Source organism: Streptomyces sp. NPDC090083, from assembly GCF_044747445.1.
In the GTDB taxonomy this organism is placed as follows: Bacteria; Actinomycetota; Actinomycetes; order Streptomycetales; family Streptomycetaceae; genus Streptomyces.
Window position 1 is genome coordinate 201,601 of sequence record NZ_JBIVED010000003.1, and the last position, 25,108, is coordinate 226,708.

The 25,108-nt window shown below is 72.0% G+C and carries 22 protein-coding genes and 2 tRNA genes; 7 read left to right on the top strand and 17 right to left on the bottom strand.

The annotated features are described in order from the left end of the window. Positions 1–143 precede the first annotated feature (143 nt). Positions 144–1,844 carry an AMP-binding protein gene (locus ACIPTO_RS11995; protein WP_401192099.1) on the top strand — a complete coding sequence of 567 codons (1,701 nt, stop codon included), beginning with the start codon at positions 144–146 and terminating at the stop codon, positions 1,842–1,844. Here the strand turns inward: ACIPTO_RS11995 and ACIPTO_RS12000 are convergent. The 6 genes from ACIPTO_RS12000 to ehuB form a co-directional block, all read right to left on the bottom strand. Next, positions 1,806–1,879 (bottom strand) — tRNA-Lys (locus ACIPTO_RS12000). The two genes, ACIPTO_RS11995 and ACIPTO_RS12000, sit on opposite strands and share 39 nt — an antisense overlap. 87 nt (positions 1,880–1,966) lie before the next feature. Then, on the bottom strand, positions 1,967–2,725 hold the full coding sequence (locus ACIPTO_RS12005; RefSeq protein WP_366313117.1) for an IclR family transcriptional regulator C-terminal domain-containing protein: 759 nt from the start codon (positions 2,723–2,725) through the stop codon (positions 1,967–1,969). Between the two features lie 221 nt (positions 2,726–2,946). After that, positions 2,947–3,723: an ectoine/hydroxyectoine ABC transporter ATP-binding protein EhuA gene (gene ehuA, locus ACIPTO_RS12010; RefSeq protein ID WP_366314442.1), complete on the bottom strand. Its 777-nt coding sequence runs from the start codon at positions 3,721–3,723 to the stop codon at positions 2,947–2,949. Positions 3,724–3,733: 10 nt separating this feature from the next. Further along, positions 3,734–4,384: an ectoine/hydroxyectoine ABC transporter permease subunit EhuD gene (ehuD, locus tag ACIPTO_RS12015; RefSeq protein ID WP_366313119.1), complete on the bottom strand. Its 651-nt coding sequence runs from the start codon at positions 4,382–4,384 to the stop codon at positions 3,734–3,736. Continuing rightward, on the bottom strand, positions 4,381–5,088 hold the full coding sequence (ehuC, locus tag ACIPTO_RS12020; protein WP_366313121.1) for an ectoine/hydroxyectoine ABC transporter permease subunit EhuC: 708 nt from the start codon (positions 5,086–5,088) through the stop codon (positions 4,381–4,383). The genes ehuD and ehuC overlap by 4 nt, the downstream gene beginning before the upstream one ends. After that, complete coding sequence (gene ehuB, locus ACIPTO_RS12025; protein WP_366313123.1) at positions 5,085–6,002, bottom strand: ectoine/hydroxyectoine ABC transporter substrate-binding protein EhuB; 918 nt, start codon at positions 6,000–6,002, stop codon at positions 5,085–5,087. The genes ehuC and ehuB overlap by 4 nt, the downstream gene beginning before the upstream one ends. A 47-nt stretch (positions 6,003–6,049) precedes the next feature. On the opposite strand from ehuB, the gene ACIPTO_RS12030 reads away from it, so the two are divergent. Further along, positions 6,050–6,544, top strand: a complete 495-nt coding sequence (locus ACIPTO_RS12030; protein WP_366313125.1) for a DUF3830 family protein — start codon at positions 6,050–6,052, stop codon at positions 6,542–6,544. On the opposite strand, the gene ACIPTO_RS12035 is transcribed toward ACIPTO_RS12030, so the two are convergent. Then, a complete protein-coding gene (locus tag ACIPTO_RS12035) occupies positions 6,525–7,928 on the bottom strand; it encodes an amidase (protein ID WP_401191084.1) in 1,404 nt (467 codons plus the stop codon). The genes ACIPTO_RS12030 and ACIPTO_RS12035 overlap by 20 nt on opposite strands. Positions 7,929–7,950: 22 nt before the next feature. Next, positions 7,951–8,913 carry a D-2-hydroxyacid dehydrogenase gene (locus ACIPTO_RS12040; protein WP_401191086.1) on the bottom strand — a complete coding sequence of 321 codons (963 nt, stop codon included), beginning with the start codon at positions 8,911–8,913 and terminating at the stop codon, positions 7,951–7,953. 147 nt (positions 8,914–9,060) lie between these two features. On the opposite strand from ACIPTO_RS12040, the gene ACIPTO_RS12045 reads away from it, so the two are divergent. The 3 genes from ACIPTO_RS12045 to ACIPTO_RS12055 all read left to right on the top strand — a co-directional run bounded on the left by ACIPTO_RS12045 (position 9,061) and on the right by ACIPTO_RS12055 (position 11,887). Beyond that, positions 9,061–9,846: a decarboxylase gene (locus ACIPTO_RS12045; RefSeq protein ID WP_401191088.1), complete on the top strand. Its 786-nt coding sequence runs from the start codon at positions 9,061–9,063 to the stop codon at positions 9,844–9,846. After that, a complete protein-coding gene (locus tag ACIPTO_RS12050) occupies positions 9,843–10,577 on the top strand; it encodes an aspartate/glutamate racemase family protein (protein WP_401191090.1) in 735 nt (244 codons plus the stop codon). Before ACIPTO_RS12045 ends, ACIPTO_RS12050 begins: the two co-directional genes overlap by 4 nt. A 188-nt stretch (positions 10,578–10,765) precedes the next feature. After that, entirely contained in the window at positions 10,766–11,887 is a 1,122-nt protein-coding gene (locus tag ACIPTO_RS12055) for an LLM class flavin-dependent oxidoreductase (RefSeq protein WP_401191092.1), read from the top strand. On the opposite strand, the gene ACIPTO_RS12060 is transcribed toward ACIPTO_RS12055, so the two are convergent. After that, positions 11,875–14,004, bottom strand: coding sequence for an EAL domain-containing protein (locus tag ACIPTO_RS12060; RefSeq protein WP_401191094.1), 2,130 nt, complete (start codon positions 14,002–14,004; stop codon positions 11,875–11,877). The genes ACIPTO_RS12055 and ACIPTO_RS12060 overlap by 13 nt on opposite strands. 375 nt (positions 14,005–14,379) lie before the next feature. Here ACIPTO_RS12060 and ACIPTO_RS12065 point away from each other — a divergent pair, with 375 nt between their 5' ends. Continuing rightward, the gene (locus ACIPTO_RS12065) at positions 14,380–15,702 is read left to right on the top strand and encodes a M6 family metalloprotease domain-containing protein (RefSeq protein ID WP_366313139.1); all 1,323 of its coding nucleotides are present in this window, start codon (positions 14,380–14,382) and stop codon (positions 15,700–15,702) included. Between the two features lie 389 nt (positions 15,703–16,091). Here ACIPTO_RS12065 and ACIPTO_RS12070 read toward each other — a convergent pair. The 7 genes from ACIPTO_RS12070 to ACIPTO_RS12100 all read right to left on the bottom strand — a co-directional run bounded on the left by ACIPTO_RS12070 (position 16,092) and on the right by ACIPTO_RS12100 (position 22,626). Then, positions 16,092–16,165, bottom strand: a tRNA-Lys gene (locus tag ACIPTO_RS12070). Then, the gene (locus ACIPTO_RS12075) at positions 16,156–16,770 is read right to left on the bottom strand and encodes a bifunctional DNA primase/polymerase (RefSeq protein ID WP_401191096.1); all 615 of its coding nucleotides are present in this window, start codon (positions 16,768–16,770) and stop codon (positions 16,156–16,158) included. Before ACIPTO_RS12075 ends, ACIPTO_RS12070 begins: the two co-directional genes overlap by 10 nt. 130 nt (positions 16,771–16,900) lie before the next feature. Then, a complete protein-coding gene (locus ACIPTO_RS12080) occupies positions 16,901–17,272 on the bottom strand; it encodes a hypothetical protein (protein ID WP_266769010.1) in 372 nt (123 codons plus the stop codon). Positions 17,273–17,456: 184 nt separating this feature from the next. Continuing rightward, on the bottom strand, positions 17,457–18,791 hold the full coding sequence (locus tag ACIPTO_RS12085) for an AAA domain-containing protein (protein WP_401191098.1): 1,335 nt from the start codon (positions 18,789–18,791) through the stop codon (positions 17,457–17,459). Next, positions 18,788–20,386 carry a hypothetical protein gene (locus tag ACIPTO_RS12090; RefSeq protein WP_366313145.1) on the bottom strand — a complete coding sequence of 533 codons (1,599 nt, stop codon included), beginning with the start codon at positions 20,384–20,386 and terminating at the stop codon, positions 18,788–18,790. Before ACIPTO_RS12090 ends, ACIPTO_RS12085 begins: the two co-directional genes overlap by 4 nt. Before the next feature lie 103 nt (positions 20,387–20,489). Further along, the gene (locus tag ACIPTO_RS12095; protein WP_401191100.1) at positions 20,490–21,686 is read right to left on the bottom strand and encodes a hypothetical protein; all 1,197 of its coding nucleotides are present in this window, start codon (positions 21,684–21,686) and stop codon (positions 20,490–20,492) included. After that, positions 21,637–22,626 carry a phosphatase PAP2 family protein gene (locus tag ACIPTO_RS12100; protein ID WP_401191102.1) on the bottom strand — a complete coding sequence of 330 codons (990 nt, stop codon included), beginning with the start codon at positions 22,624–22,626 and terminating at the stop codon, positions 21,637–21,639. The genes ACIPTO_RS12095 and ACIPTO_RS12100 overlap by 50 nt, the downstream gene beginning before the upstream one ends. Before the next feature lie 214 nt (positions 22,627–22,840). Between ACIPTO_RS12100 and ACIPTO_RS12105 the strand changes: the two genes are divergently transcribed. Continuing rightward, on the top strand, positions 22,841–23,437 hold the full coding sequence (locus ACIPTO_RS12105; RefSeq protein ID WP_401191104.1) for a histidine phosphatase family protein: 597 nt from the start codon (positions 22,841–22,843) through the stop codon (positions 23,435–23,437). A gap of 20 nt (positions 23,438–23,457) precedes the next feature. Here ACIPTO_RS12105 and ACIPTO_RS12110 read toward each other — a convergent pair whose 3' ends face one another. Further along, a complete protein-coding gene (locus tag ACIPTO_RS12110; protein ID WP_366313153.1) occupies positions 23,458–24,939 on the bottom strand; it encodes a hypothetical protein in 1,482 nt (493 codons plus the stop codon). Positions 24,940–25,108 lie beyond the last annotated feature (169 nt).

A 25,108-nucleotide genomic window follows, 5' to 3' on the forward strand; every position in this document is an offset into this window, starting at 1 on the left:
CGCCTGAGCCGGTCCGGTGTCCTCCGGGGACGGGTTCCCGCCAACGGGCGGTTCCTGACCTCGGAGGACACCGGGGAAACGCCGACGACTTCCCGGGTCCGCGCTCTCCACATCTGACGGTACGTCAACTACCGTGCGCCTCCATGGAGTCCACGAGGCGTACCGTCGCGGAACTCGTCCGGGCGCGGTGGGGTGACCACCGGCCGGGGCTGTGGTGCGGACAGCGGGTGCTCACGCACCACGAGGTGGCGGCCGGCGCCGCGGCCAGAGCCGCGCTCCTCACCGACCTGCTGCCGCCCGGCGCGCCGCCGCACATCGGCGTCCTGCTCGACAACACCCCCGAATATCCGCTGTGGTTGAGCGCGGCGGCCCTCGCGGGCGCGGCCGTCGCCGGTGTCAACCCCACCCGCCGCGGTCCCGAGCTCGCCCGCGACATCCTGCACACCGAGTGCCGGATCCTGGTCACCGAACACACCCACCTCCCGCTCCTCGTGGACCTTCGACTCCCGGACGTGGACGTGCTGGTGACGGACTCCCAGCCCTACGCCGACCTCCTCGCCCCCTACGCGGACGCGCGACCGGACGCCTTCGACCGGGCCACCCCCGACGACCGCCTCCTGCTCTACTTCACCTCCGGTTCCACCGGCGCCCCGAAGGCCGCGATCTGCACCCAGGGCCGCCTGGCGGCAGCGGGGAAGTCCCTGGTCGACAGCTTCGGGGTCCGTCCGGACGACGTGCACTACGTCTGCATGCCGATGTTCCACGGCAACGCGGTCATCGCCGACTGGGCGCCCGCGCTGGCCGCCGGGGCGGGGGTGGCGCTGCGGCGGCGGTTCTCGGCGTCGCGGTTCCTGGACGACGTACGGACGTACAGGGCCACGTACTTCACCTACGTCGGCCGTGCCGTCCAGTACGTGCTGGCCACCGAGGAGCGCGCCGACGACCGGGACAACCCGCTGCGCATGGGCTTCGGCACGGAGGCGGGGGCGGTGGACGCGGCGGCGTTCGAGCGGCGGTTCGGGGTGCGGCTGGTGGAGGGGTACGGGTCCTCGGAGGGCGGGGCCGCGGTGCAGTGGTCGCCGGGGACACCGGCCGGGGCGGTCGGCCGGGCGGCGCCCGGGCTCGCCGTACTCGATCCGCGGACGCGGGCCGAATGCCCGCCCGCGGCCTTCGACGCGTCCGGGCGGCTGCTCAACGGGGAAGCGGCGATAGGGGAGTTGGTCAACCGCGCGCCCAACCCCTTCGAGGGGTACTGGCGCAATCCCGAGGCGGACGCGGAGCGGCGCAGGGCGGGCTGGTACTGGACCGGCGACCTCTTCTACCGCGACACCGACGGCTACCTCTACTTCGCCGGCCGCACCGACGACCGCCTCCGCGTCGACGGCGAGAACCTCGCCGCCGCAATGATCGAGAACATCCTCGCCCGGTACGACGGCGCCGATGCCGTGGCCGTCTACGCCGTACCGGACCCGGTCACCGGCGACCAGGTCATGGCGACCGTCGCGGGCCGCTTCGACCCCCTCGACTTCGCGGAGTTCCTGCTGGCCCAGCCCGACCTGGGCACGAAGATGGCACCCCGGTTCGTGCGGGTGGTCGAGCGGATGCCGGTCACCGCGACCAACAAGATCCACCGGGCGGGGCTCAGGAGGGAGGGGATCCGGTGCGCCGATCCGGTGTGGTGGCGGCCTGCGGGGGAGACGTCCTACCGTCGGCTGACCCCGGAGGACGCCGAAGCATGGTGTGCGCACACGACGACGGCGGGGCAGGTCCGCGTCGTCCGCGAACCTGCCCCGCCGTCGTCATCGTGCGCCGCCAGGGACTCGAACCCCGGACCCGCTGATTAAGAGTCAGCTGCTCTAACCAACTGAGCTAGCGGCGCGTGACTCACGCCTCCCGCTGGATCTGTGTCTCGCGGAGGGCGACGAGAAAATACTACCTGGTCCGGAGGGGTGCTCCGAACCAGGTCTCAGATGGTCAGGGAGAGCAGGAGCGGACCCGCCTCCCGGTTCAGGGTGTCGGCCGCCTGGCGCAGGCGGTGGGCGTGCTCGACCGGGAGCGAGAGGGCGAGGCAGCCCACCGAGGCACCGGCCGTGATCGGGACGGCCGCGCAGACCGTGCCCACCGCGTACTCCTGGAGGTCGAGGTGGGGGACGGTCGGCGGCTGGTTCTCCAGCCGGGAGAGCAGCAGCCGGTCACTGGTGATCGTGCGCGAGGTGAGCCGGGCCATCTTGTGCCGGGAGAGATGGTCCCGCCGGCCGTTGTGGTCGAGCTGGCCCAGCAGGCTCTTGCCGAGCGCGGTCGCGTGCGCGGAGACGCGGAAGTCGACCCACTCGTTGACCGCCGGGGTGGTGGGCCCGGCCGCGTACTGGGTGATCGTGACCTCGCCGTCGACGTACCGGCTGACGTAGACCGCCGCGCCGAGCGAGTCCCGCAGCCGGTCCAGGGTCCGCTGGACCTGCTCGCGCACCGCCAGCTCCCGGCCGGACGCGGAGCCGAGCCGGCTGAGGGACTCCCCGGTGACGTAGGCGCCGTCGCTGAGCTGCTCGACGTAGCCCTCGCGGCGCAGGGTCCGCAGCAGTATCGTCAGGCGGTCCTTGCCGAGGCCGGTGGTGCGGGCGAGTTCGGTGTCCGTGACACCGGTGGAGTGCCCGGCGACTGTCTCCAGGATGCGCAGTGCGTCCTGTACCGAGTGGTGGGGCGCGGTCGGCTCGTGCATCAGCGCCACGGTGTTTCTCCCTGCGCTCGCTTTTCTGGACCGTGATACCGGACAGCGAATCCCTTCCACGATAGCTGTCAAACGGCCGAAGTGGAGCGGCTGTTGGCGAGAATGTGGCCCGCCCCGCACCCTCCGAACTGCGGCGCGAATCCTTTGGCATATGTCTTCGTCATGCCACGTGACGTGGACCTTGGGTGTTCGAATGCTCACCCGACGTAGTTGAACAATTGTCAAAGAATGGCGCCGAGAAATTCCCGCGTCCGTTCTTGTTCCGGATCGCCGAAGATCCGCTCCGGCGGACCCGATTCGATGACCTTCCCCGAGTCGAACATCAGCACCTGGTCTGAAATGTCCCGGGCGAAATTCATCTCGTGGGTCACGCAGAGCATCGTGATGTCGGTGGTGCGGGCGATGTCCCGCAGCACGTCGAGCACGCCCGCGACCAGCTCCGGGTCGAGCGCGGAGGTCACCTCGTCCAGCAGGAGGATCTGCGGCCGCATCGCCAGCGCCCGCGCGATGGCGACACGCTGCTGCTGGCCGCCGGAGAGCTGGGTCGGGCGGGCGCCCGCCTTGTCGGCGAGGCCGACCAGGTCCAGCAGTTCCAGGGCGCGCGCCTCCGCCTCCTCCTTGGGCAGGCCGAGGACGGTGACCGGCGCCTCGGTGACATTGCGCAGCACGGTCATGTTCGGGAACAGGTTGAACTGCTGGAAGACCATCCCGATCTTCTTGCGGATCTCCCGGACCTGCTTCTCCGGCGCGGGGAAGAGCTGCTCGCCGTCGACGGTGATCGTGCCCTCGTCCGGCTTGGTCAGGGTCATCAGCAGCCGCAGGATCGTGGTCTTGCCCGACCCGGACGGTCCGATCAGCGTGACGTGCTTGCCGGACTCCACGGAGAAGTCGAGGTCGTCGAGCACGGTGTTGGACCCGAAGCGCTTGGTGACATGGTCCAGGCGGATCAACTCGCTGCCGTCCACCGGGGGGTTGGCGTGGGCGTCGGGTTCCTTCATCAGGGGCGTGTCAGCGGACAAGGCGTCGCTCCAGGGCTCGGATCAGCAGGGAGGCGGGATAGGAGATGAGGATGAAGGCCACACCGATCACCGTGATGGGCTCGGTGAACTGGAAGTGGTCCTGGGAGAACAGCCGGGCCCGGCCCATCAGTTCGAGCACGGTGATCACCATGAGGATCGGGGTGTCCTTGAGCATCGCGATCACGTAGTTGCCGAGCGCAGGGACCACCCGGCGGATCGCCTGCGGCAGGATCACGGCCGTCCAGGTCCTGCGCACCGGCAGGTTCAGCGCGGTCGCCGCCTCCCACTGGCCGACCGGCACCGCCTCGATGCCCGCGCGGTAGACCTGCATCGTGTACGTCGAGTAGTGCAGCCCGATCGCGCAGACACCGGTGGTCAGCGCCGAGAAGGTCAGGCCCCACTCGGGCAGCACGTAGAAGAGGAAGAAGAGCTGGACCAGCAGCGGGGTGTCCCGGACGAACTCGGTGACGATCCCGACCGGCCAGCGCACCCAGCGCGTCGGCGTCCGCATCAGCAGCGCCCACACCAGCCCGAGGGCGAACGAGATCAGCGATCCGAGGACCAGGATCTGCAGGGTGACCTTCAGGCCGTCCCAGAAGTACGGCATGAAGTCGCTCACGGCGTTCCAGTCCCACTTCACGAGACCCCACCTCCGACACCCACGGTCCGGCCCCGCCGGGACTCGGTGCTCGCGGGCCCCTTGCCGACGCCCGCCTTCAGCTTCTTCTCCAGCCCGCGCATCAGCCGGGTGAGGGCGAACGCGATCACGAAGTAGATCAGCAGGACGTACGTGTAGATCTCCGCGCTCTGCTGCAGCGCGAGGCGCACCAGGTTGGCGCTGAAGGAGAGATCGCCCATGCCCATGACCGAGACCAGGGCGGTGCCCTTGAGGAGTTCGATCAGGAGGTTGGAGAAGGGCGGGATCATCTCGGGGACCGCCTGCGGCAGCAGGATCAGCCGCATCCGCTGCCAGGGCGTGAAGCTCAGCGCGACCCCGCCCTCCTGCTGCGCCGGGTCGACCGCGTTCAGCGCGCCGCGCACGATCTCCGTGCCGTAGGCGCCGTAGGTCAGACCGAGGGCGAGGGTGCCGGCCCACAGGGGGACCAGCTGCCAGCCGAAGGCGACCGGGAGGACGAAGAACACCCAGAAGATCATGACGAGGGCGGAGGTGCCCCGGAACACCTCGGTGTAGAAGCCCGCGAGGAAGCGGACGATCCACAGCCGGTGGGTGCGGGCGATGCCGACGACGAACGCCACGGCGGTCGCCAACAGCGCGCTGAACACGAGGAGTTGGACGGTGGTCCAGACCCCCTTGAGGACGAGTTCCCAAAGGCCTGAGGTCATCCGCCGCAGAGCTCCTTCGCGGTGAGGTCCGTCATCTCGGCCTGGGTGAACCCGAAGGGCCGCAGAATACGGAGGAGTTCGCCGCTTTTCTTGAGCTTGCGCAGCTCGACGTTGAAGGCGTCCCGCAGCCTGGTCTCGGTCTGCCGGAACGCGAACGCGCCGCCGTCGATGTGGGGTTTGCCGTCGACCAGCGGTGCGAAGGCGTCGGTCGCCTCCGCCTTCGCCGACTTCCGCACGACCGCGCGGGTGGTGACCGCCGTACCGGCGAAGGCGTCGACGCGGCCCGCCTCCACGGCGTTCAGCCCGGCGACCTGGTCCGGCACGATCAGGATGTCGCTCTGCTTGTACCCGGCCTCGACCGCGTACTGGATCTCCGCGTACCCGGTCCCGGTCGCGAACCTGGCCTTCTTCTCGACGACGTCCTTGTAGGTGTGGAGCCCCTTCGGATTCCCCTTGCGGACGATGAAGGAGTCGAGCATCTGGTAGTCCGGGTCGGCGAAGATGACCTGCGCGCAGCGCTCCGGGTTCACGTACATCCCGGCGGCCACGACGTCGAACTGCTGCGAGTTCAGGCCGGGTATGAGGGAGCCGAACTCGGTGGGCACGGGCTGCACCCTGTCCACGCCGAGCCGCTTGAAGATCGCCTCGGCCAGCTTCGGCGCCTCACCGGTCAGCCGGCCGTCCTTGTCGATGTACCCGAACGGGATCTCGCCCGCGATCCCCAGCCGTACGACGCCCTGCGCCTTCAGCCGGGCGAGCAGATCACCGCCGTTCGCCGTCGACGCGGTGGCCACCCGGCTGCAGCCGGCCGCGCCCAGCGCACCGGCCGCCGCCACCCCGCCGAGCAGTGCCCGGCGGGTGGGGCCCGGCGTGTGACCGGATGTGTGTCTGTCGTTCCCAATTGGTGGAGCCATGGGCGCGCAGCTACCCGACCGCTCCCGGGTTATGCACCCTGGACGGCATGACGGATCACTTCATCGAGGTCTCACTCGCAAAGCGGAACGTCCATTGCCGGGCAGAACTGCTGGTGGAACGCGCGCCGCTGACGTGCGCGGCGATCTGGAACGCACTCCCGCTCGTCGGCGACGTCTACCACGCCAAGTACGCACGCAACGAGATCTACGCCCTTTTCCCGCCATTCGCGGAATCGGAACCCCCGCTGGAAAACCCCACGGTCACTCCCATACCGGGCGATCTCTGCTATTTCGCCTTCGCCGGCACGGAACTCGGCACGAAGGCCTACGGCTACGACCGCGAGGTCCGCGCCGGCACCACGGTCGTCGACCTGGCCCTGTTCTACGAACGCAACAACCTCCTCCTCAACGGCGACGTGGGCTGGGTCCCCGGCATCGTCTGGGGCCAGGTGGTCGAGGGCCTGGACGAGATGGCGGAGGCCTGCAACGACCTGTGGCGGACGGGGGCGGCGGGGGAGAGCCTCAGCTTCCGGCGGGCCTGACCTCGCAGGGCGCGGCCCCGTCCAGCGCGTGGGCCGCGCGCAGCACCAGCTCGTCCCGGTGCCGGGCCGCCACGATCTGCATCCCGACCGGCAGCCCGTCGCCGTCGCTCCCCACGGGGACGGTGACGGCGGGCTGCTGGGTCAGGTTGAAGGGATAGGTGAACGGGGTCCAGCCGGTCCAGCGGCGGTACCCGGAACCCTTCGGCACCTCGACCCCCGCCTCGAAGGCGGTGATCGGGAGCGTCGGCGTGACCAGGAGGTCGTAGCGCTCGTGGAACAGGCCCATCCTGCGGCCGAGTTCCATACGGGCGTCCACCGCCGCCAGATAGTCCAGCGCGGAGAGACGCGCTCCCGCCGCGCAGATCTCCCGCAGCCCGGGATCGAGCAACTCCCGCTGCCGCGGGGAGAGTTTCTGCGTTACCCGGGCCGCGCCGCTGAACCACAGCGTGTGGAAGGCGTCCACCGGGTCGCTGAAGTCGGGGTCGGTCTCCTCGACGTACGCGCCGAGCGCGGCCAGCCGCTCCACGCCCCGCCGTACCGCCGCCGCGACCGCCGGACGCACCGCGACCTGGCCGCCGAGCGACGGCGAGTACGCGATCCGCAGCCCGCGCACACCGTCCGCGAGGCCCTCGCCGTACCGGCCCGGCGGCCGGTCGAGGCCCGACCAGTCGCGGGCGTCCGGGACACCGATCACGTCCAGCAGCAGCGCCGCGTCCGCCGCGTCCCGCGCCATCGGCCCGACGTGCGACAGCGTGCCGAACGCGCTCGCCGGGTACAGCGGCACCCTGCCGTACGTCGGCTTCAGCCCCACGATCCCGCAGAACGAGGCGGGGATACGGACACTGCCGCCGCCGTCCGTGCCCAGCGACAGCGGACCGGCGCCGAGGGCAACGGCCGCCGCGCTCCCGCCACTTGAGCCGCCCGCCGTGCGCGCGGGGTCGTGCGGGTTGCGGGTGACGCCCGTCAGCGGGGAGTCCGTGACCCCCTTCCAGCCGAACTCCGGGGTCGTCGTCCGGCCGATGAACACCGCCCCGTGCTCCCGGAGCCGGGCCACGGAGGGCGCGTCCTCGTCCCAACTTCCCTGCTCGGCAATGGTCCTGGAGCCGCGCAGGGTGGGCGTGCCGCGCTGCAGCAGGATGTCCTTCACGGTGACCGGCACCCCGTCGAGGAGCCCGGCCGGTTCCCCGCGCCGCCAGCGCTCCGCCGACGCGGAGGCCTGCGCCAGCGCGCCCTCCGCGTCGATCCGTACGAACGCGTTCACGACGGGCTGGATCTCCTCGGCCCGTGCCAGGGTCGCCCGGGTCGCCTCCACGGGACCGAACTCCCCTCTGCGGTAACCGTCCAGGAGTTCCACGGCGGTCAGCTCGGTGAGTTCGGTCGTCATCCGGCCCTCCAGAGTGGGGAGTTCAGTGCCCCGGTACGTACCCGCGCTTCTTGTCGACCACGTTCGGCAGCGGCTTTCCCGCCTCCCATCTCTCGTACGCCGCGACGAACTGCGTCCCGAGCTCGTCCCGCCAGCCGACCGTGTCGCCGCTCATGTGCGGGGACACGATCAGCCCCGGGACCTGCCACAACGGGCTCTCGGGGGTGAGGGGTTCGGCCTCGAAGACGTCCAGGGCGGCGCCCGCGATCCAGCGCTTGGCCAACGCCTCGGCGAGCGCGTCCTGCACGACGAGTTGGCCCCGGCCGACGTTGATGAACCGCGCCGAGGGCTGCATGCAGCCGAAGCGGCGGGCGTCGAACATGCCCCGGGTGTCGTCGGTCAGCGGGGCCGCCGCGATCACCCAGTCGGCGCGGGCCATCAGCCGGTCGAGCTCGCCGGGGCCGTGGACACCGGTGCGCGGGGTGCGGCCGACGAGCGCCGTCGTCACCCCAAGTGCCTTGAGAGTGCGGACGATCGCCCGGCCGATCGGCCCGGAGCCGACCACGCAGGCGCGCGTCCCGGCCACCCGCTGCGCCTCGCGGTGCCGCCAGGTCCGTTCCCGCTGGAGCTCCAGCGTCCGGGGCAGGTCCTTGGCCATCGCCAGGACGAGGGCGGCGACGTACTCGGCGATCGGCTGGTCGAAGACGCCCCGCGCGTTCGTCACCACCGTGTCGGAGTCCGCGAGTTCGGGACACATCAGATGGTCCACCCCCGCGCTCGCCGTGTGCACCCAGCGCGGCCGGGGACCCTCGCCGGGCCACGCGGAGCGCACCGCGTGCGAGGTGAAGTCCCACACCAACAGGACGTCGGCGGACGGGAGTCGCTCGGCGAGGGTGGAGGCGTCGGCGTGCTCGACGCGCACCCGGCCGGTGAGCTTCCCGAGGCGGGGCAGCGGATCGGCGTCCAGCACGAGAACGGTGGGCAGGGCGGCGGGAGTTGCGGTCATGCGAAGCCGTTTCTCGCGGGGGAGCACAGGGCGCGGCCGTCTGACATGCGTGGATTGACCACGCTCGCACTCGAACCTACCTTCGTCAACACGGACGCCCGCACGGACCGTTGTCCCCCCGTTTCTCTCGGTGAGGCCGGTGTAGCCATGCATGTTTCCTTCCTGGGCGGACCCCACCCGCAGCGCGGTGTCGGTGTCGTCGCCCCCTTCGACTTCGCGCTGGACCGCGAGTTGTGGCGCTGGGTCCCCGACGACGTCTCCCTGCACCTCACGCGGACGCCGTTCGTGCCCGTCGAGGTCAGCCTCGACCTGGCCCGGCTGGTCAGCGAGCACGAGACGCTGCACGACGCCGTCCGCACGCTGAACGCGATCACCCCCGAGGTCGTCGCGTACGCCTGCACCTCCGGGAGCTTCGTCGGCGGGATCGCCGGGGAGCGCGCGATGTGCGAGGCGATGACCCGGGCCGGCGAGGTGCCGTCCCTGACCACCTCGGGCGCCCTGCTGGCCGCCCTCGCCGAACTGGGCGCCCGCCGGATCGCCCTGGTCACGCCGTACACGGTGTCCGTCACCCAGTCCCTGGAGGAGTACCTCGCCGAGGCCGGCGTCGCGGTCACCGGCCGCGCCTACATGGGCCTGACCCGGCACATCTGGAAGGTGCCGTACCGCGACGTCGTCGACATGGCCCACCGGGCCGTCACGGGCGCCGCCGACGCGCTCTTCATCAGCTGCACCAACCTTCCGACGTACGACGTGATCCCCCAGCTGGAGGCGGAACTGCGGATACCGGTCGTATCGGCCAACCAGGTCACGATGTGGGCAGCCCTCCGCCGACTGGGTACGCGTGCGGTGGGCCCCTATCAGGCACTGCTCGACGAGACGGCGCGCCACCGGGGGCCGGTACTGCCCGAAGAACACCAGGAAGGCTGGTCATGACCGCACTCGGATTCCTCTACCCGGGCCACTCCGCCGAGGACGACTACCCGCGCATGGAACAGCTCCTCGGCAGCGACGTCCGCCTCGACCTGGTCCACACGGACATCGGCGAGGACGCGCACCGCGTCGACGTGCTCCTGGAGATGGGCTCCCCCGAGCGGCTCACGGCCGGCGTCGAACAACTCCGCATGTCCGGCGCCGAGGCCGTCGTCTGGGCCTGCACCAGCGGCAGTTTCGTCTACGGCTGGGAGGGCGCCCAGGGCCAGGTCCGCGCCCTCGCCCGGTCCGCGGGCCTGCCCGCGTCGTCGACGTCGTTCGCCTTCGTGCACGCGGCGCGGGAACTCGGGCTGCGACGGGTGGCCGTAGGGGCCACCTACCCGGACGACGTGACGGCCCTGTTCGCCGCCTTCCTGCGCGCCGGAGGAGTGGAACCGGTCACCCTGCACGCCTCCGGCATCGTCACCGCCGCCGAGGTCGGCACCTGGGGCCACGACGAGGTGCTCGCCCTGGCCCGGGCGGTGGACGGCCCGGACGCCGAGGCGATCCTCCTCCCGGACACGGCCCTGCACACGGCCGCCCACCTCCCCGACCTGGAGAAGCAGCTCGGCAAGCCGGTCCTCACCGCCAACCAGGTCACCGTCTGGGAGGCCCTGCGGCTGACGGACCGCAAGGTCAACGCGCCGGATCTCGGCGCGCTGTTCACGAAGGAACCGCTGGTGCAGGCGGGCTGAGCCGCTGGCGGGGGCGCCGCGCCGCCCTCAAGGGGCGCGGGGAACTGCGCGACCAGCCACGGCGCAGCCGCACACACGGAACAACGCACCCCGCACCCCGCTCCGGGAATAAACCGGAGACAGCCTCCTGTTACGCGGTGAAGGAGCGGAGAACGACACCGCGCAGCTCACAACAGGAGGCACCCACCGTGGCGGCAGACGACGAGGTCCGGGGCACGGCCGACGAGATCCGGGGGACCGCACAGGGCACCGCCCCCGTCCCCCTCTCCGTACTGGACCTGGTGACCGTCGGCGCCGGCCGCACGGCCACGGACGCGCTGCGCACCAGCGTCCGGATCGCCCGCCTCGCGGAGTCCCGCGGCTTCCACCGCTACTGGGTCGCCGAACACCACTCGATGCCGGGCGTCGCCTCCTCCTCGCCCGCCGTGATCCTCGCCCACCTCGCCGCCCACACCGAGCGCATCCGCCTCGGCTCGGGCGGGGTCATGCTCCCCAACCACGCGCCGCTCGTCATCGCCGAACAGTTCGGCACCCTCGAAGCGCTCGCCCCGCACCGCGTCGACCTCGGCCTCGGCCGCGCCCCCGGCACCGACGGCGCCACCGCCGCCGCCCTGCGCCGCACCGACCGGCTGAACGAGGGCGCCGACGACTTCCCCGAACAGCTCGCCGAACTCACCCGCTTCCTGGACGACGACTTCCCCTCCGGCCACCCCTACGCCCGCATCCACGCGGTCCCCGGCCCGATCCAGTCGACCTCGCCCGGCGGCGTCCAGTCCCCGCACCGCCCGCCGATCTGGCTGCTCGGCTCCTCCGGCTTCAGCGCCCGGCTCGCCGGCATGCTCGGCCTGCCGTTCGCCTTCGCCCACCACTTCTCCGCGCAGAACACCATCCCGGCGCTCGACCTCTACCGCGAGTCGTTCCGCCCGAGCGCCGTGCTCGACGCGCCGTACGCCCTGATCGGCGTCTCCGCCCTCGCCACCGACGACGAGCGGGAGGCCCGCCGCCAGGTACTGGCCGCCGCCCTCAACATGGTCCGGCTGCGCACCGGCCGCCCCGGACTCGTGCCCACCCCCGAAGAGGCCGAGGCATACGAATTCAGCCCCATGGAGCGGGAGTTCATCACCTCCTGGAACGCCAACGTCATCCACGGCACCGCCGACGAGGTCCGATCGGGCCTCGACGACCTCCAGAAGCGCACGGGCGCCGACGAGTTGATGCTCACGTCGCACGCCCACAACGGTGACCTGCGCCTGCGCTCGTACGAACTGATCGCGGACGCCTACGGATTGACGGTGGATCAGGAAGCCTGATTGCAGGCTTCCGTCCCCAGCAGCTCGGAGATACGATCCGGCGCCACCGGACGGGAGTACAGCCACCCCTGTCCGGTGTCGCAGCCGATCCGGCGCAGCCGGGTCGCCTGCGCCGAGGTCTCCACGCACTCGGCGGTCACCGAGAGCCCCAGCCGGTGGGCGAGCTGGATCATCGCCTCGACGATGACCTCGTCCGCCGGGTTCGGCGCGACGCCCTCGCCCTCGTACTGGAAGCCGCGCACGAAGGAACCGTCCAGCTTCAGGACGGAGACCGGGAGCCGGCTCAGATACGCGAGGTTCGAGTAGCCGGTGCCGAAGTCGTCGATGGCGATGTGCACGCCCATGTCGCTCAGCGCCTGGAGCGCCTGCAACGGCCGCCCCGCCGACCCCATCACCGCGGACTCGGTCAGCTCCAACTGCAGCAGATGCGGGGCGAGTCCGGTCTCGGCCAGGGTCTCCGCCACATCCGCGACCAGGTCAGAGTCCCACACCTGCCGGACGGCCACGTTGACGCTCACGAAGATCGGCGGCTCGTCCGGGTGGTCCAGCTGCCACTGCCTGGCCTGACGGCAGGCGGTGACCAGGACCCAGCGGCCGAGCTGCACGATCGAGCCGTCCTCCTCGGCCAGCGCGATGAACCGATTCGGCGTCAGCATGCCGAACTGCGGGTGGTTCCAGCGCACCAACGCCTCGACACCGCGCAGCCGTCCGCTCTCCATCCCCACCAACGGCTGGTACTCCAGGGTGAATTCACCCCGCTCGATGGCGGGCCGGAGCGTGGACGCCAGCGCCTGACGGGTCATCCGGTGCGCGTTGCGCTCCGGATCGAACAGCGTCCAGCGGGACTTGCCGTCGGCCTTCGCCCAGTACAGCGTGGTGTCGGCGGCCTGCATCAGACCGGTGGCCGTCGTACCGGACGCGTGCCGCTCCACCACACCGATCGACGCCGACAGCGACAGCCGCTGCCCGGACAGGTCGAACGGCGCCTGCAACGCCTTCAGCACCGACTCGGCCAGATCGGCGAGTTGGTCGGTCCCGGTCGAGTCCTCGACGAGCAGCGCGAACTCGTCCCCGCCGAGCCGGGCCACCAGCGGCGAACTCGCCCGGGCGTACCCGGCCTCGTCCGCGCACCGCGTCAACCGCTCGGCCACGGCGGCGAGCAGCCGGTCGCCGACGCGGTGTCCGAGGGTGTCGTTGACCGCCTTGAAGCCGTCCAGGTCCAGATAGCACAGGCCGATCCGCCCGGTACCGCCCTGCTCGTACGACTCCGCCTCCAGCGCGGCCGACAGCCGCTCGAAGAACAGGGTGCGGTTGGGCAGCCGGGTCACCGGGTCGTGCATCTCCAAGTGCCGCAGCCGCGCCTGGAGTTCACGGCGGGCACTGATGTCGGTGAGCGACAGCAGCACACCGTGCTCCTCGGTGGCCAGCGGAGCGGCACTCACCTGCACCCACAGCACATGCCCGTCGGGATGCTTGACCCGCCGGGTGCAGCTCAGCTTGGCCTGCCGCCCGCGCAACACCTCGCGGTACGCGTGCCAGGTCCGCGCGTCCGACTTCAGATCCGTCAGCTCGGCCGCGACCAGCCCGACCAGCGCGGCCCCGGGCTTCCCGAGCAGCGAGCCGAACGTGTCGTTGGCGCTGACCACAAGACCGTCACGGTCCACGACGGCCATGGCGAGAGGAGCAGCGGAAAAGGCGGAACCGTAGCGCCCGGCGCCGGGGGAGCCGAGAGGCTCGCCGGGGTCAGCGAGCGCGCCGGACTCGACGGACGTGCCGGACTCGGCCGACTCGCAGGGTCCGTTGGACTCGACGGACGTGCTGGATTCGACGGGTGTCCCGTACGGGCCCGGACGGCTGGGGTCGCCGGGGTGGGCTGTTCCGGCCGGTTCGGCGGAACGGCTGGACCCGACCGGTTCGTCGGACGGCGGTCGCTCGGACGGCGGTCGCTCGGGCGGCTCGTCGGACGGGCCGGACCTGGGGGACCGGTCGGGATCGGGGAGACCGGACCGCTCGGACCCGGTGAAATCCGTGCGAGGTGATGCCCCGCTTTTACTCTCTGTGACGGCTGGCCGGATGAGGTCTGCCGCGGGCGCCGGCCCTTCGGACGTTCCGCTCACCGCTCGCTCCCGCAGTGCACTCGATCTTCGGATGGGTCTCGTCGGGATGGCCGACCGGGTGGGGGGCCGCCGTGCCGTGTCCGTGCAGGAAAGTGTGCCGATCATAGAGGTTGGCCCCCGGCCCTTCCAGCCACTCTCCAGTGTCCCGGAACAACGGCCCTTTCCGGCAGATCGATTCCGCCCGCACCTGGGCGGGTTCTTCAAATGGCCGATCACATGTGACGTTCCGTGAGTGTTTCCGGATGTGGGTCCGGGCGTGTCCTCGCCGTCCGGGCCCCGCCCCTCACCCTTCTGGTGCAGATAAACAGGGCGTACCTCAACAAACCCGCACAGGCTGGGTGTCGGTGTCCCGCGAACCCGCTCCCGGAGGTCCACGTGCCGTGTCAGCTCCCCCTCAAGGGGCTCTCCCGTACGGCGCTCAGGGGGCTCACCCGCTGGCGGACGCGACCCGGACTGCGCGGCACCGCCGCCGTGTTCACCACGATGTCCGCCCTCGCCGCGACCTCGATCATGTCCAGCCAGTCGGTCGCCGAGCCGTTCTCGACCACACCCTGTGCCCTCAAGCGCACCGAGGCCCACCACTCGGAGGGCGTGGACACCTGGAACTCCGCCTACGTGCGCCCCACCCGCCCGCTCAACGCGGTGATGGTCTTCCTCTCCTTCCCGGACGCGACCCCGCGGACCACCCCCGCCGAACTCGCCGCCGACCACTTCCCGGCCACCACCCGCTTCTACGAACGCGCCTCCTACGGCAGGTTCACGCTCCGCCCGCACCCGCTCCGGCACTGGATCCGCATGCCCCACCCGTCCACGTCGTACGCCATACAGCGCGACTGGAACCCGGTGAACCGGGCCGCGTACCTCCGCGACGCGCTCGCCGTCTCCGACCCCGAGGTCGACTTCTCGCGCTACGACATCGTCTACTTCGTCGCCGACCCGGACGCGCCCGGCGTCGACTCGGACGCGACGAAGGTCGTCAACCTGGACACCCCGCTGCGGGCCGACGGCACGGACATCCGACGGGTCGTCACGGTCTTCGAGAAGCACCCGCCGGACCGGCTCGTCCTCGCCCACGAGACCGGCCATGTCTTCGACCTGCCCGACCTCTACCACCGGCCGGTGGACGGCAAGGGCGACTGGGACACCTACGTCGGCGACTGGGACCTGATGGGCAGCCAGTTCGGGCTCTCCCCGGACCTGTTCGCCTGGCACAAGTGGAAGCTGGGCTGGCTGGATCCGCGCCAGGTGGTCTGCGTACGGGGCACCGCGCCGACCCGCCTGACCCTGGAACCCGTGGCCGCCGGACCGGGCACCTCGGGCGGCGGTACGGCGGGCTCGCCGGCGTTCGGGCTCGGCCTCGGGACCAAGCTCGCGGTGGTGCGCACCGGCACCGACAGCGCACTGGCCTTCGAGGCGCGCAGCCCGGTCGGCAACGACAGCACGGCCTGCAAGCAGGGCGTCCTCGTGTACCGGGTGCACGACGGCGCGGCCTCCGGGAACGGCCCGATCGAGGTCGTCGACGCCCACCCGCGCACCGAGGCCTGCTGGGAGACCTCGGTCTACCCGCCGCTCGCCGACGCCCCCGTCTCCCTCGGCGAGAGCTTCACCGTGCCCGGCGACGACGTGAAGGTCGAGGTCGAGGGCAGGACCGCCGCGGGCTCCTGGACGGTGGTGATCACCCCCGGCCCCGAGAGCTGAGGCACCGCTCGGCCGCGCGGCCGTCCGCTCCAGTCGTCCTGAGCCCGCGCTGTAGCGCTTCTGCTCATTCTTTCCGGAGGCGAGGCGACAGGGGTGGGGAGGCGGGCGGCATGGGTGGGGGAACCGGAGGCACGTGGTGGGGCCGGCGCGTGGCCGCGTTCCGCGCATGGTGCGACGACCTGCTGCTGGCGTTCGGACTGCCGTACCTCTGCGCGTGCGCCGACGACGATCTTCAGGAACCGCCTGCCGGACACCCGGAACGACTGCGTCCGGACCGCCCGCTCACCGCGTACGAGCTGTGGCTGACGGACCATCTCACCCAGGCCCCGGACATGCGAAAGGCGCCCTCGGATAACCGAGGACGCCCAGGTCAGCGACCTAATCGCTAGTGCGCCGCCAGGGACTCGAACCCCGGACCCGCTGATTAAGAGTCAGCTGCTCTAACCAACTGAGCTAGCGGCGCCTGCTGACGTCGTAGACCTTAGCATCCTGATCGGCGGGAGGAAAAATCGATATCCGTACGGCCGTCCGGGCCGCCCGTACGGCCGCCCAGAGCAGGATTTCGGCGCCGGGCAGCCAGGGCCGGCGGGTGTCCGGGGCGACCAGCCAGCGCGCGTCGAACGGGGCCGGTGCGGCCCCGCCCACCAGTGCCGGGACGGTCACCGCGTCGCCCTTGCCGTGACACAGCAGCGGCGGGACCGACCCCGTACGGGTGTGCTCCCCGGGATGCGTGCCCCACTCCTCCCACCCCAGCAGCGAGGGCAGCCGCTGGGCGGTGCCGGGGGTGGCGAACAGGAGCATCCGGCCCCGGTACGTGGCCACGGGTCCCGAGCCGGGGCCCTCCTCCCACAAGCGGTCGACCATGCGGCGGCCGAAGACCGCCGGGGCGCTCACGATGTCGAAGGCGGAGCCGCAGGGGAGGACGACCGGGGCGCCCGGGCGTTCCGTCCAGAGGGCGAGGGTGCTGCGCGGATACGTTCCTGCCGAGGCGAGCCAGGCGGCACCGTCCGAGGTGACGCCCGAGATGTCGAAGCGGTCGGCGAAGGGCTCGTCCTGTGTGCTGCTCATGCCGCATACATCTACCGGCCGTGACCGCCCGCTCTCCGAGGGTTGGCGGAAACCGGGACAGGAGGGGTGGGGAGGGAGTATCTTGCCCAACCGGCATATGCCAGAAATTCTTTCTGACACCGGGGCGGAGTCACACCGGGTCGACGGCTCCGCTGTCCCTGCCCTCGCTGCCGCGCAGCAGATCGCGGCCGAACTCGACCATCTTCTTCGCGTAGTCCTCGGTCCACTCGGCGCGCTCGGCGATGTCCGCCGTCGTCAGCCGGTCGAAGCGGCGCGGGTCGGCGAGCTGGGCCGCCGCGATGGCCTGGAACTCCACCGCGCGGTCGGCCGCGGCGCGGAACGCGTGGGTCAGCTCCGTCGCCCGCGTCAGCAGCTCGCGGGGGTCGTCCATCGACTCCAGGTCGAAGAAGTGCTCCGGGTCCTCGGCCGCCTGCGCGGGCTCGAAGAGCAGGGGCGCGGGGCGTAGCCGCGATTCATTGCGACGCGGCGTGTGCTCCGCCATGTCTTCTCCTCCTCGTACGTCATGAATGACCCGCCCGACGAGCCGGACCACCGTCCATTGTCCCCCGACCGCGCAAGTGGCCCTGGGCATACTCCCGAGGCACCGCTCCCGCACCGACTCCTTGCTGCCCAGCCGCCCGCCGCCCTATTCATCCCCGGCCGCCCGGACCCCGCGGAGCCGCCGGTCAGGGTCTCCAGACCACCCGATGTTCCGACAGGTGTGCGAGCACCGCGTGGTTGGCCTCCCAGCCGTCCGGGAACTTCACCGTGACTCCCAGTCGCACCGGCTCCGTCGACGGGTGGTCGTCCAGGAGGTCGGTCACGCCTGCGCGGCAGATGACGATGCAGGCGTGGCGGTGGCGGGAGGCGAGGACGCAGAGGCGGCCCGTCTCCAGGTGGAAGGCGGTGGCGTCGGGGCGGCCGGAGAGGGGGTGGAGGACCACCGTGACGTCGAACTCCCGGCCCTGGAGCCGGTTCGCGGTGTCCACGGTGACGTCCGTGACACCCAGCTCGCCCAGCGCCGCGCGGACCGCCGCCGCCTGGTCCCGGTGCGCGGTGCCCACCGCGATGCGGTCGGCGGTCAGGGGAGTGGGGTCCGGTGAGCGCTCCGACGTGGCCGCGCCGCCCCGGTCCAGGAGGCGTCGTACGACCGTCGCCACCGCCCGGACCGCCTCCGGGTCCGTACGGGGCGTGTGGCGGGCGGGGAGTTCCAGCAGGCCCCAGCCCGACTCCGCGGCCTCGTCGATGACCTGGTCGGGACCCGAGCCGTCCGACGGGACGCCGAAGGCGAGCCGCCGGTCGCCGTGGCCGGTGCCGCTGCGGAAGCGGGTGTACGGGTAGAACGCGTCCGACACGAGGGGCGCAGCCGACGCCGGGAGCCGCCAGGACACCGGCAGGCGGTGCTGCGGCAGTTCGGGGTTGTGGGCCAGGAGTGTCGTCACCGCCGAGGCCGAGGGGTCGTAGGACAGGCCCGCCCACTGCTCCGCGCCGACGATGGCGAACGGGTCCAACTGCCCCGGGTCGCCGACGAACAGCGCCCGCTCGAACAGCCCGGCCACGGCCAGCAGCGAGTCCGAGCGCATCTGGTACGCCTCGTCGACGATCGCGTGCCGCCACGGCTCGTCCACCGTGACGTGCGCCCACTTCGCCGCCGTGGAGATGACGACCGGCAGCCCGGCCAGCTCGCCCGCCTTCGCCGACTTCCGTACGTTCGGCAGGTCGTCCAGTGCCTTGTCGTACGGGTCGGCGTCACTGCTGTGGAGGCGGCCGACGGGCAGCTCGCCGTTCTTCTCGGCGAGGCGTACGACGAGGTCGTCGACCTGCGCGTTGGTCTGCGCGACCACCATCAACGGGCGCCCGGCGTCGGCCAGTTCGAGAGCCGCGCGGACGACGAGGGTGGACTTGCCGGCCCCGGGCGGGGAGTCGACGACGACTCCGCGTGCCGTGCCGTGCAGGGTGTCGTGCAGGATCGCGTCGGTGGCGCGGCCGGCCTCGGCACCGGGGTCGAACACGGTCGTCACAGGACGTCCTCCTCGGTCACCGGGTCGGCGGACTCCTGGACGGCGCTCTCCTCGCCCGGCGGGCCCCCGTGCGTCCACGGTGTCTCCTCCGGGTCGGGCAGTTTCGCGCCGCCCCGCTGCTCGTGCTCGAAGAGCGTGAAGCAGATCCGGTCGCCCTTCTCCGGGAGCGACCCGGTCTCCGGCTCCTTGCCGCGCCCCATCTTGTCGACGATCCGCAGCACGACCACGGCGCCGTCCTCCTCGTGTCCCACGAACTCCGCCGACTGCGGCTTCCCGTCCAGCGAGCGGAACACCTTCACCCGCTCCCCGAGATGCGGCCGGTCGTCCGTGCGCACGGTCACCAGCGGGCGCGGGCGGGGGCTCCTGCTCTCGCTGTACGCCATGACGACATCCGTGACCTCGCCCGCGAACGCCTCCCCGGCGAGCCGCCGCCCGGCCATCACCAGCGGGTCGTCCAGGGCCTCCTGGGCGTCCAGGCGGGCCTGTTCGCGCTCGCGTGTGGCCAGCTTGTTCGCCGCGGTGACCGCGTCGTCGCGGCGCGGCTGCGGGGGTTCGCCGGCGACGATCCGGTCCCGGTGGCCGGTGAACGACCAGCGGTCCCGGGTCCACCGGTCGGCGGCGTGCGCGCCCTCCGGCAGGGTCCTCAGCAGGTCGACGCCGTGCCACACCGCGTCCCAGGTGGGCCGGGTCCGGCTCTCGACGAGGGAGCTGATCTCCCGCTCGGCGGCGGTGAGTTCACCGAGCCGGTCGTCCGCCTCCAGGCCGTCCTCGGCGGCGGCGAGCGCGGTACGGGCGCGGTCGTAGCGCTCGATGGCCGGGGCGAGCAGCTTGTTGTCGAACGCCGGGTCCGTGGCCGGGCCGGCCGGTGGGCACACCAACTGGCCCTGGGCGTCCCGCCGCAGCTCCGCGTCGAGCGCCGCCTCGGCGCCGGAGCTGCCGTCCGGTGGGGCGATCCAGGCGAGGAGAGCGCCCAAGTGCTGGTCCTCCAGGCTGGATTGGCCGGTGGCCCAGTGCCGGCCGAGCACCTCGGTGAGCGCGAGCAGCAGCGCGGACCCGGGGACCCGGGCCCGCTCCCCGAAGTGCGTCAGCCAACGCCCCAGCAACGGCACGCGCGGAGGCGCGGGATGCGGGGTCTCCGGGTCCTGCTCGGCGGTCCTGCGGAACCGCATCGAACGCCCCAGCAGCCGTACCAGCTCGACGCCCGCACGGCTCGGCACGATCAACTGCGGTGCGTCCGCGCACAGTTCGACCTCGACCTTGACCCGCTTGCCGGTCTCGGGGTCGGTCTCGTTGCGCTCGGCGGCCTCCACGTCGTCCGCGAACGTGTCGATGTACGGCAGGACCACGTCCGCGAGTTCGGCCAGGAACGTGAACCTGAGGTCCCGGTCGCGCGGCTGCGGTACGACGAGCAGGCGCGGCGCGTCCCGGTCGGTGCCGACGAGCGCGCCGAGGGGCGCCCCGGCCTCACCGGCGGTGGTGAGCGGTACGAGGACGAGGGGCCGCGCGGAGAGGTGCCGGTGCAGGACGGTGGCGGTGGGCTGGGCCCGGCCGCTGTGGGCGGCCTCCAGGCGGGCGAGGGTCGAGATCAGCGACACGGGGTCCCCTCGGGGTGGGTGACCGGGAACGGGGTGCGGTGGCGCGGGGCGGGCGGGAGCGCGGGTGCCGTGTGGTGCGCTGCCGTGCCGTAGCGGATCACGGTCATCGCGCGCCACCGCCCGTCACGCTCTCCAGGGGGTCGAGCCGCGGTCCGGCCGGGTCTCCCGGCGACCGTCCTCGCCGCTCGGCCGCGTCCCTCAGCGCCTCGGCGCGCAGGGCCGCCGCCCTCCGCAGCGCCGCCACCGCCGGGTCGTCCGGGTCGCCGGACTCCCCGTGGGCCGCCGACAGCACCTCGTCGACCGTCGTCAGGTCGCCCAGATCGGCGCGCAGCGAGCGGCCGAGGGTGGTGACCGCGCCCGCGGCACGGGAGCGGTCGCGGCAGTGGAAGGCCAGCTCGCAGGCGGCCAGGCACTCGGGGGCGTAGGCCGCGGGGACCGACTCGACGGCGGCGGTCAGCTCGGCCGGCGGGCGGTCGGGGGCGAAGCAGATGCCCTCGGGGAGGGTGTCGGCGATGTCCTCGATGCGGGTGAGGCGGGCCAACTGGCGTCCGGTGACCGCGTGTTGCTTGCGGACGTCGACGGCGGACGCGGTCGGCAGGTTCGAGAAGTCCTTCGGGCAGACCAGCAGGACGCGGTGCCGGACCCGGGGCGCGGGCTCCAGCCGGGCCGCCACCTCCTCCAGGGCCAGCACGTACACCGCCGACTGGCGGGCGGCGGCGCCGACCTTCGCCGGGTCCGCCGAACCGTCCAGCATCGGGAAGGACTTGATCTCCACGACCGTCCAGCTGCCGTCCGGGTGCACCACCACCGCGTCCGGCTCCAGGAACGCCGGGGAACCCGCCACGTCCAGGGCGAGCATCGGATGGTCGAGCAGGGTCCAGGCCGCGGCCTCGGAGGCCTCGCGCAGCGCGAGCGCCGTACGCGCCGCGCGTCCCTCCGGGCCGAGCGCGGTCAGCTCGGGAACCCGCGCGCGGGTCGGCGGCTCGGCGCCCGGGTCCAGCTTCTCGTGCACCAGCCGCAGCAGCTCCGCGCCGCCGTCCGCCTTCACCCGGGCCTCGAACGCGTTGCCCCGCATGAAGGCGAACTGGGACTGACCGAAGGCCGAGGGGGAGCCGAGCGCGTCGGCCAGCACCGCCTTGTTCACCCCCGCGCCGTCCAGGATCGCGCGGCGCCTGCACCCCGGGTTCGCGGCCAGGGCCGCGAGGGCGCGCGCGTCCAGCGCCTTGGCCGGGACGTCGGGGCCGCGCAGCTCAGCGAGCCGTTGCCGGAGCGCCGTCCCCCGCGTCCGTGGGGGAGGCACCCGGCTCGGTTCCGGTACCGAGCTGTGACTCGCGCTGCCGTGGAATTCGCTCACCCGGGGAAGTCTGGCATCCGCCACTGACAATTGAGGTTTCTGAGCCGTGAGAGGCAGCACGGGAAGCGTCCCGGGCGGCGTCGCGCGAGCGGGCCGCGATGAACGAGCCGCGTCCCTCGAACCGTGTCCTGATCCGGTCCGCGGCCTTCATCACCCGCGGCGCCAGCACGAACCCGAGCCCCATCACGGCCACGCCCGCGACCGCGTCCAGGAGGTAGTGGTTCGCGGTGCCCATGACCACGATCGCGGTCAGCAGCGGATAGGCGACCCCGACGACCTTGGTCAGCCGGTTCCCGCCGTGGCGCCAGAGCATCACACCGCACCACAGGGCCCAGCCGCAGTGCAGGCTCGGCATCGCCGCGTACTGGTTCGTCATGCCGCCGAGCCCGCGCGGCGCGCTCGCGTCGCCGCCCCACCATCCGTACGAGCTGTACTTGGCCATCGTGTCGACGAAGCCGTAGCCGGGGGAGAGGAGGCGGGGCGGGCAGGTCGGGAGGAGGGTGAAGCCGATCAGGCCGATGAACGTGGACGTCATCAGCCAGGTGCGGGCCGCGCGGTAGACCTGCGCGCGCGACCGGAACAGCCAGATGAGGATCGCGGGGGTCACCAGGTAGTGCAGTGACGCGTACCAGAAGTCCGCGGGTATCCCGAGCCAGGCCTCGCGCGTGAACAGCCGGTTCAGCGGGTGCTCGGCGTTGATGTGCAGGACCTTCTCGATGCGCAGGATCGCCAGGCCGTGGTCGACGGCGCTCGCCGTGTCGCCCCTGGCCAGCAGCCGGCCCGCCGAGTACGAGGCGTACACCAGGAGGATCAGCGGCAGCTCGGTCCACCAGCGCAGCCGGCTTCGCCGGTCCGCCTCGATGCCTGGTGTCTCGGTCTGCGGCATCCGATCGCCCTCCCCCTTCTGTACTGGTGCGCTGCCATGGTCCGGCTTCCCGACAGCCCGGTCGGGACACTTTACGGCGTATGTGCGCGCCCTGTTTCGGGCGCCCCGGACCTCAAAGACGCAGAGATCGCCCCCTGGGTTGCCCTTCTCCAGGGTGAGCGATGATGGAGTGATCCGCCTCTCGTTTCTCCCGGATCTCCCGGAAAGGTCTCTCATGGCACCGCGCATCCTGCTGGCCCGGCACGGACAGACCGCATGGTCACTGTCCGGGAAGCACACCGGCAGGACCGACGTCCCGCTCCTCGAGGAGGGCCGGCGCGGCGCCAAGGTGCTCGGGGAGCGACTGCACCGGCCGCCTTTCGACGGCCTCCCCGGGGCGGAGGTCCGCACCAGCCCGCTGGCACGCGCGCGTGAGACCTGCGAACTCGCCGGCTTCGGCGACCGGGCCACCGACTGGGACACCCTCATGGAGTGGGACTACGGCGCCTACGAGGGCATGACCCCCGAGGAGATCCGTTCCGGACGCCCCGACTGGCTGATCTGGCGCGACGGCGTCCCCGAGGGGGAGACCCTCGCCGAGGTCACCGCCCGCGCGGACGAGGTCGTCGGCTGGGCCCGCGCCGAGGACCGCGACGTCCTGGTCTTCGCCCACGGCCACATCCTGCGCTCGATCGGCGCCCGCTGGCTCGGCCTGCCGATCGGCTTCGCGGCCCGGATACGGCTGAATCCGACGTCCCTGTCCGTACTGGGCTGGGCCTACGGAGACCCGGCGATCGAGAGCTGGAACGACGTGGGCCACCTGGTGGGCTGAGCGATCGAGCGCCCGGGCGACTAGACCGCGGTACGAGGCAGGCCCGAGTGTCTCTCCAGGAAGGCCGACACCCCCGACGCCCTCTTGTGCGGCAACAGCACCCGCGCGGTCCCCGCCAGCATGGTCTGGATCCGTGACGACTGCACCAGGTCCAGAAGATCCAGCACCCGCATCCCCGCGGTGGCCGCCTCGTCGGGACGCCCGCCTCGGGCGAGGTCGTCCGCGAGCTCGGCCGTGTACAGCGCGATGTTCCGGGTGAAGTGCGGGTCCTGGAGCTGCGCCGCCCGCCGGGCGTGCCGCGCCGCCCGCGGCCAGTCACCCAGGGTGGACCAGCACTGCGCTTCGAGCCCCTCCAGTTCGGCCTCTCCGTAGAAGCTCATCCACTCCGGGTCGGCGTCCGAGTGCCCCCGGGAGAACAGCGCCTGCGCCCGCGCCAGCGCCTGCTCGCAGCCGGTGCGGTCGGCGAGCCCGGCCCAGCCCCCGGCCTCCCGCAGCGCGAGCAGCGACATCAGGCGGGCGGACCCGAGCGGCCGTCCGACCCGCTGCGCGGCCTGCGCGGCGCGCACCGCCTCGCGCGGCCGGCCGGCGTCCCGCGCGAGGAACGCCGTGTTGCAGAAGGCGTGTGCCTCCAGGCCGGGGTCCCCGGTCATCCGGGCCGTGGCCAGGGCCTCCGCGTAGTGCGAGCGGGCGTCGTCGAAGCGGCCGGAGTCATGGGCCAGCCAGCCCACGGAGATGGCGAGTTCACCGGCGCCGGAGTGGAGTCTCTCGGCGACGGACTGCCGGGTGGTGCCCGCGTCGAGCAGGGCGTACGCGGCGCGCAGCGGGGCCGCCGCGCGCCGGTAGAGGCCGTCGGCGCCGTGCCGGTCGTCGAGCAGCCGGATTCTGCGGACGGCCTCTTCCAGGGCGCCCGCCTCGCTCGTACCGGGACGGCGGACGGAACGTTCCGCTGCCCCGGCGTCGAAGGCGAGCCCGAGCGGGCCCAGCGTGCCTGCGGCCACCGTGACGGTGCCGCCCCTCATGAATGCGCGACGCAGCACGTCGCTCTCCTCGTGGTTCTCGTGGTTCTCATGGTTCTCGTGCGCTTCGTACGGGTCCTGCGTGTCATACGGCTCGTACACCCTCCGCGTCTCATCCGCCCCGGCCGCGTCAGCCGTGACGAGGGCCGGGCTCGTGGGGTGTGCGGGGGGCGTGTCCTCGGCGGTGCGCGCCCCGCGTCCGCGTACGGACGAGCGGGGCGCGAAGCCGAGGTCCGCGAGCGTGCGGCCGGGGAACATGTGCAGGAACACCCGTTCGTACGCGTAGTTGGGGCAACGGATCTCACCGGCCTCGACCCGGCCGACGTAGCGCGCGTCGCAGCTGACCCGCTCGCCGATCTCCCGCGCGGACCGGCGTACGGCCGCGGCGAACTCCGCCGGTGAGCGCTGTCCGCGCAGCCGCCGGAAGGCGAGATTGGGTCGTGGTGGTCGGGGGAAAGGGGACGGGGTCACCATCGATGACGCCATGGCCGGGTCCTCTCGTGCGAACCGTCGAACCATGCCGGATTCAGGGTGACTTGTTGAGTGACGCCCTGTTTCCAGCGGGCAAGAACGTACCCGCTGTGCACGGTCCGCCACGCAGGGTTTGGCTACAAACCGGATATCCCATCCGCGATCTGCCATGAACTGCCATCCT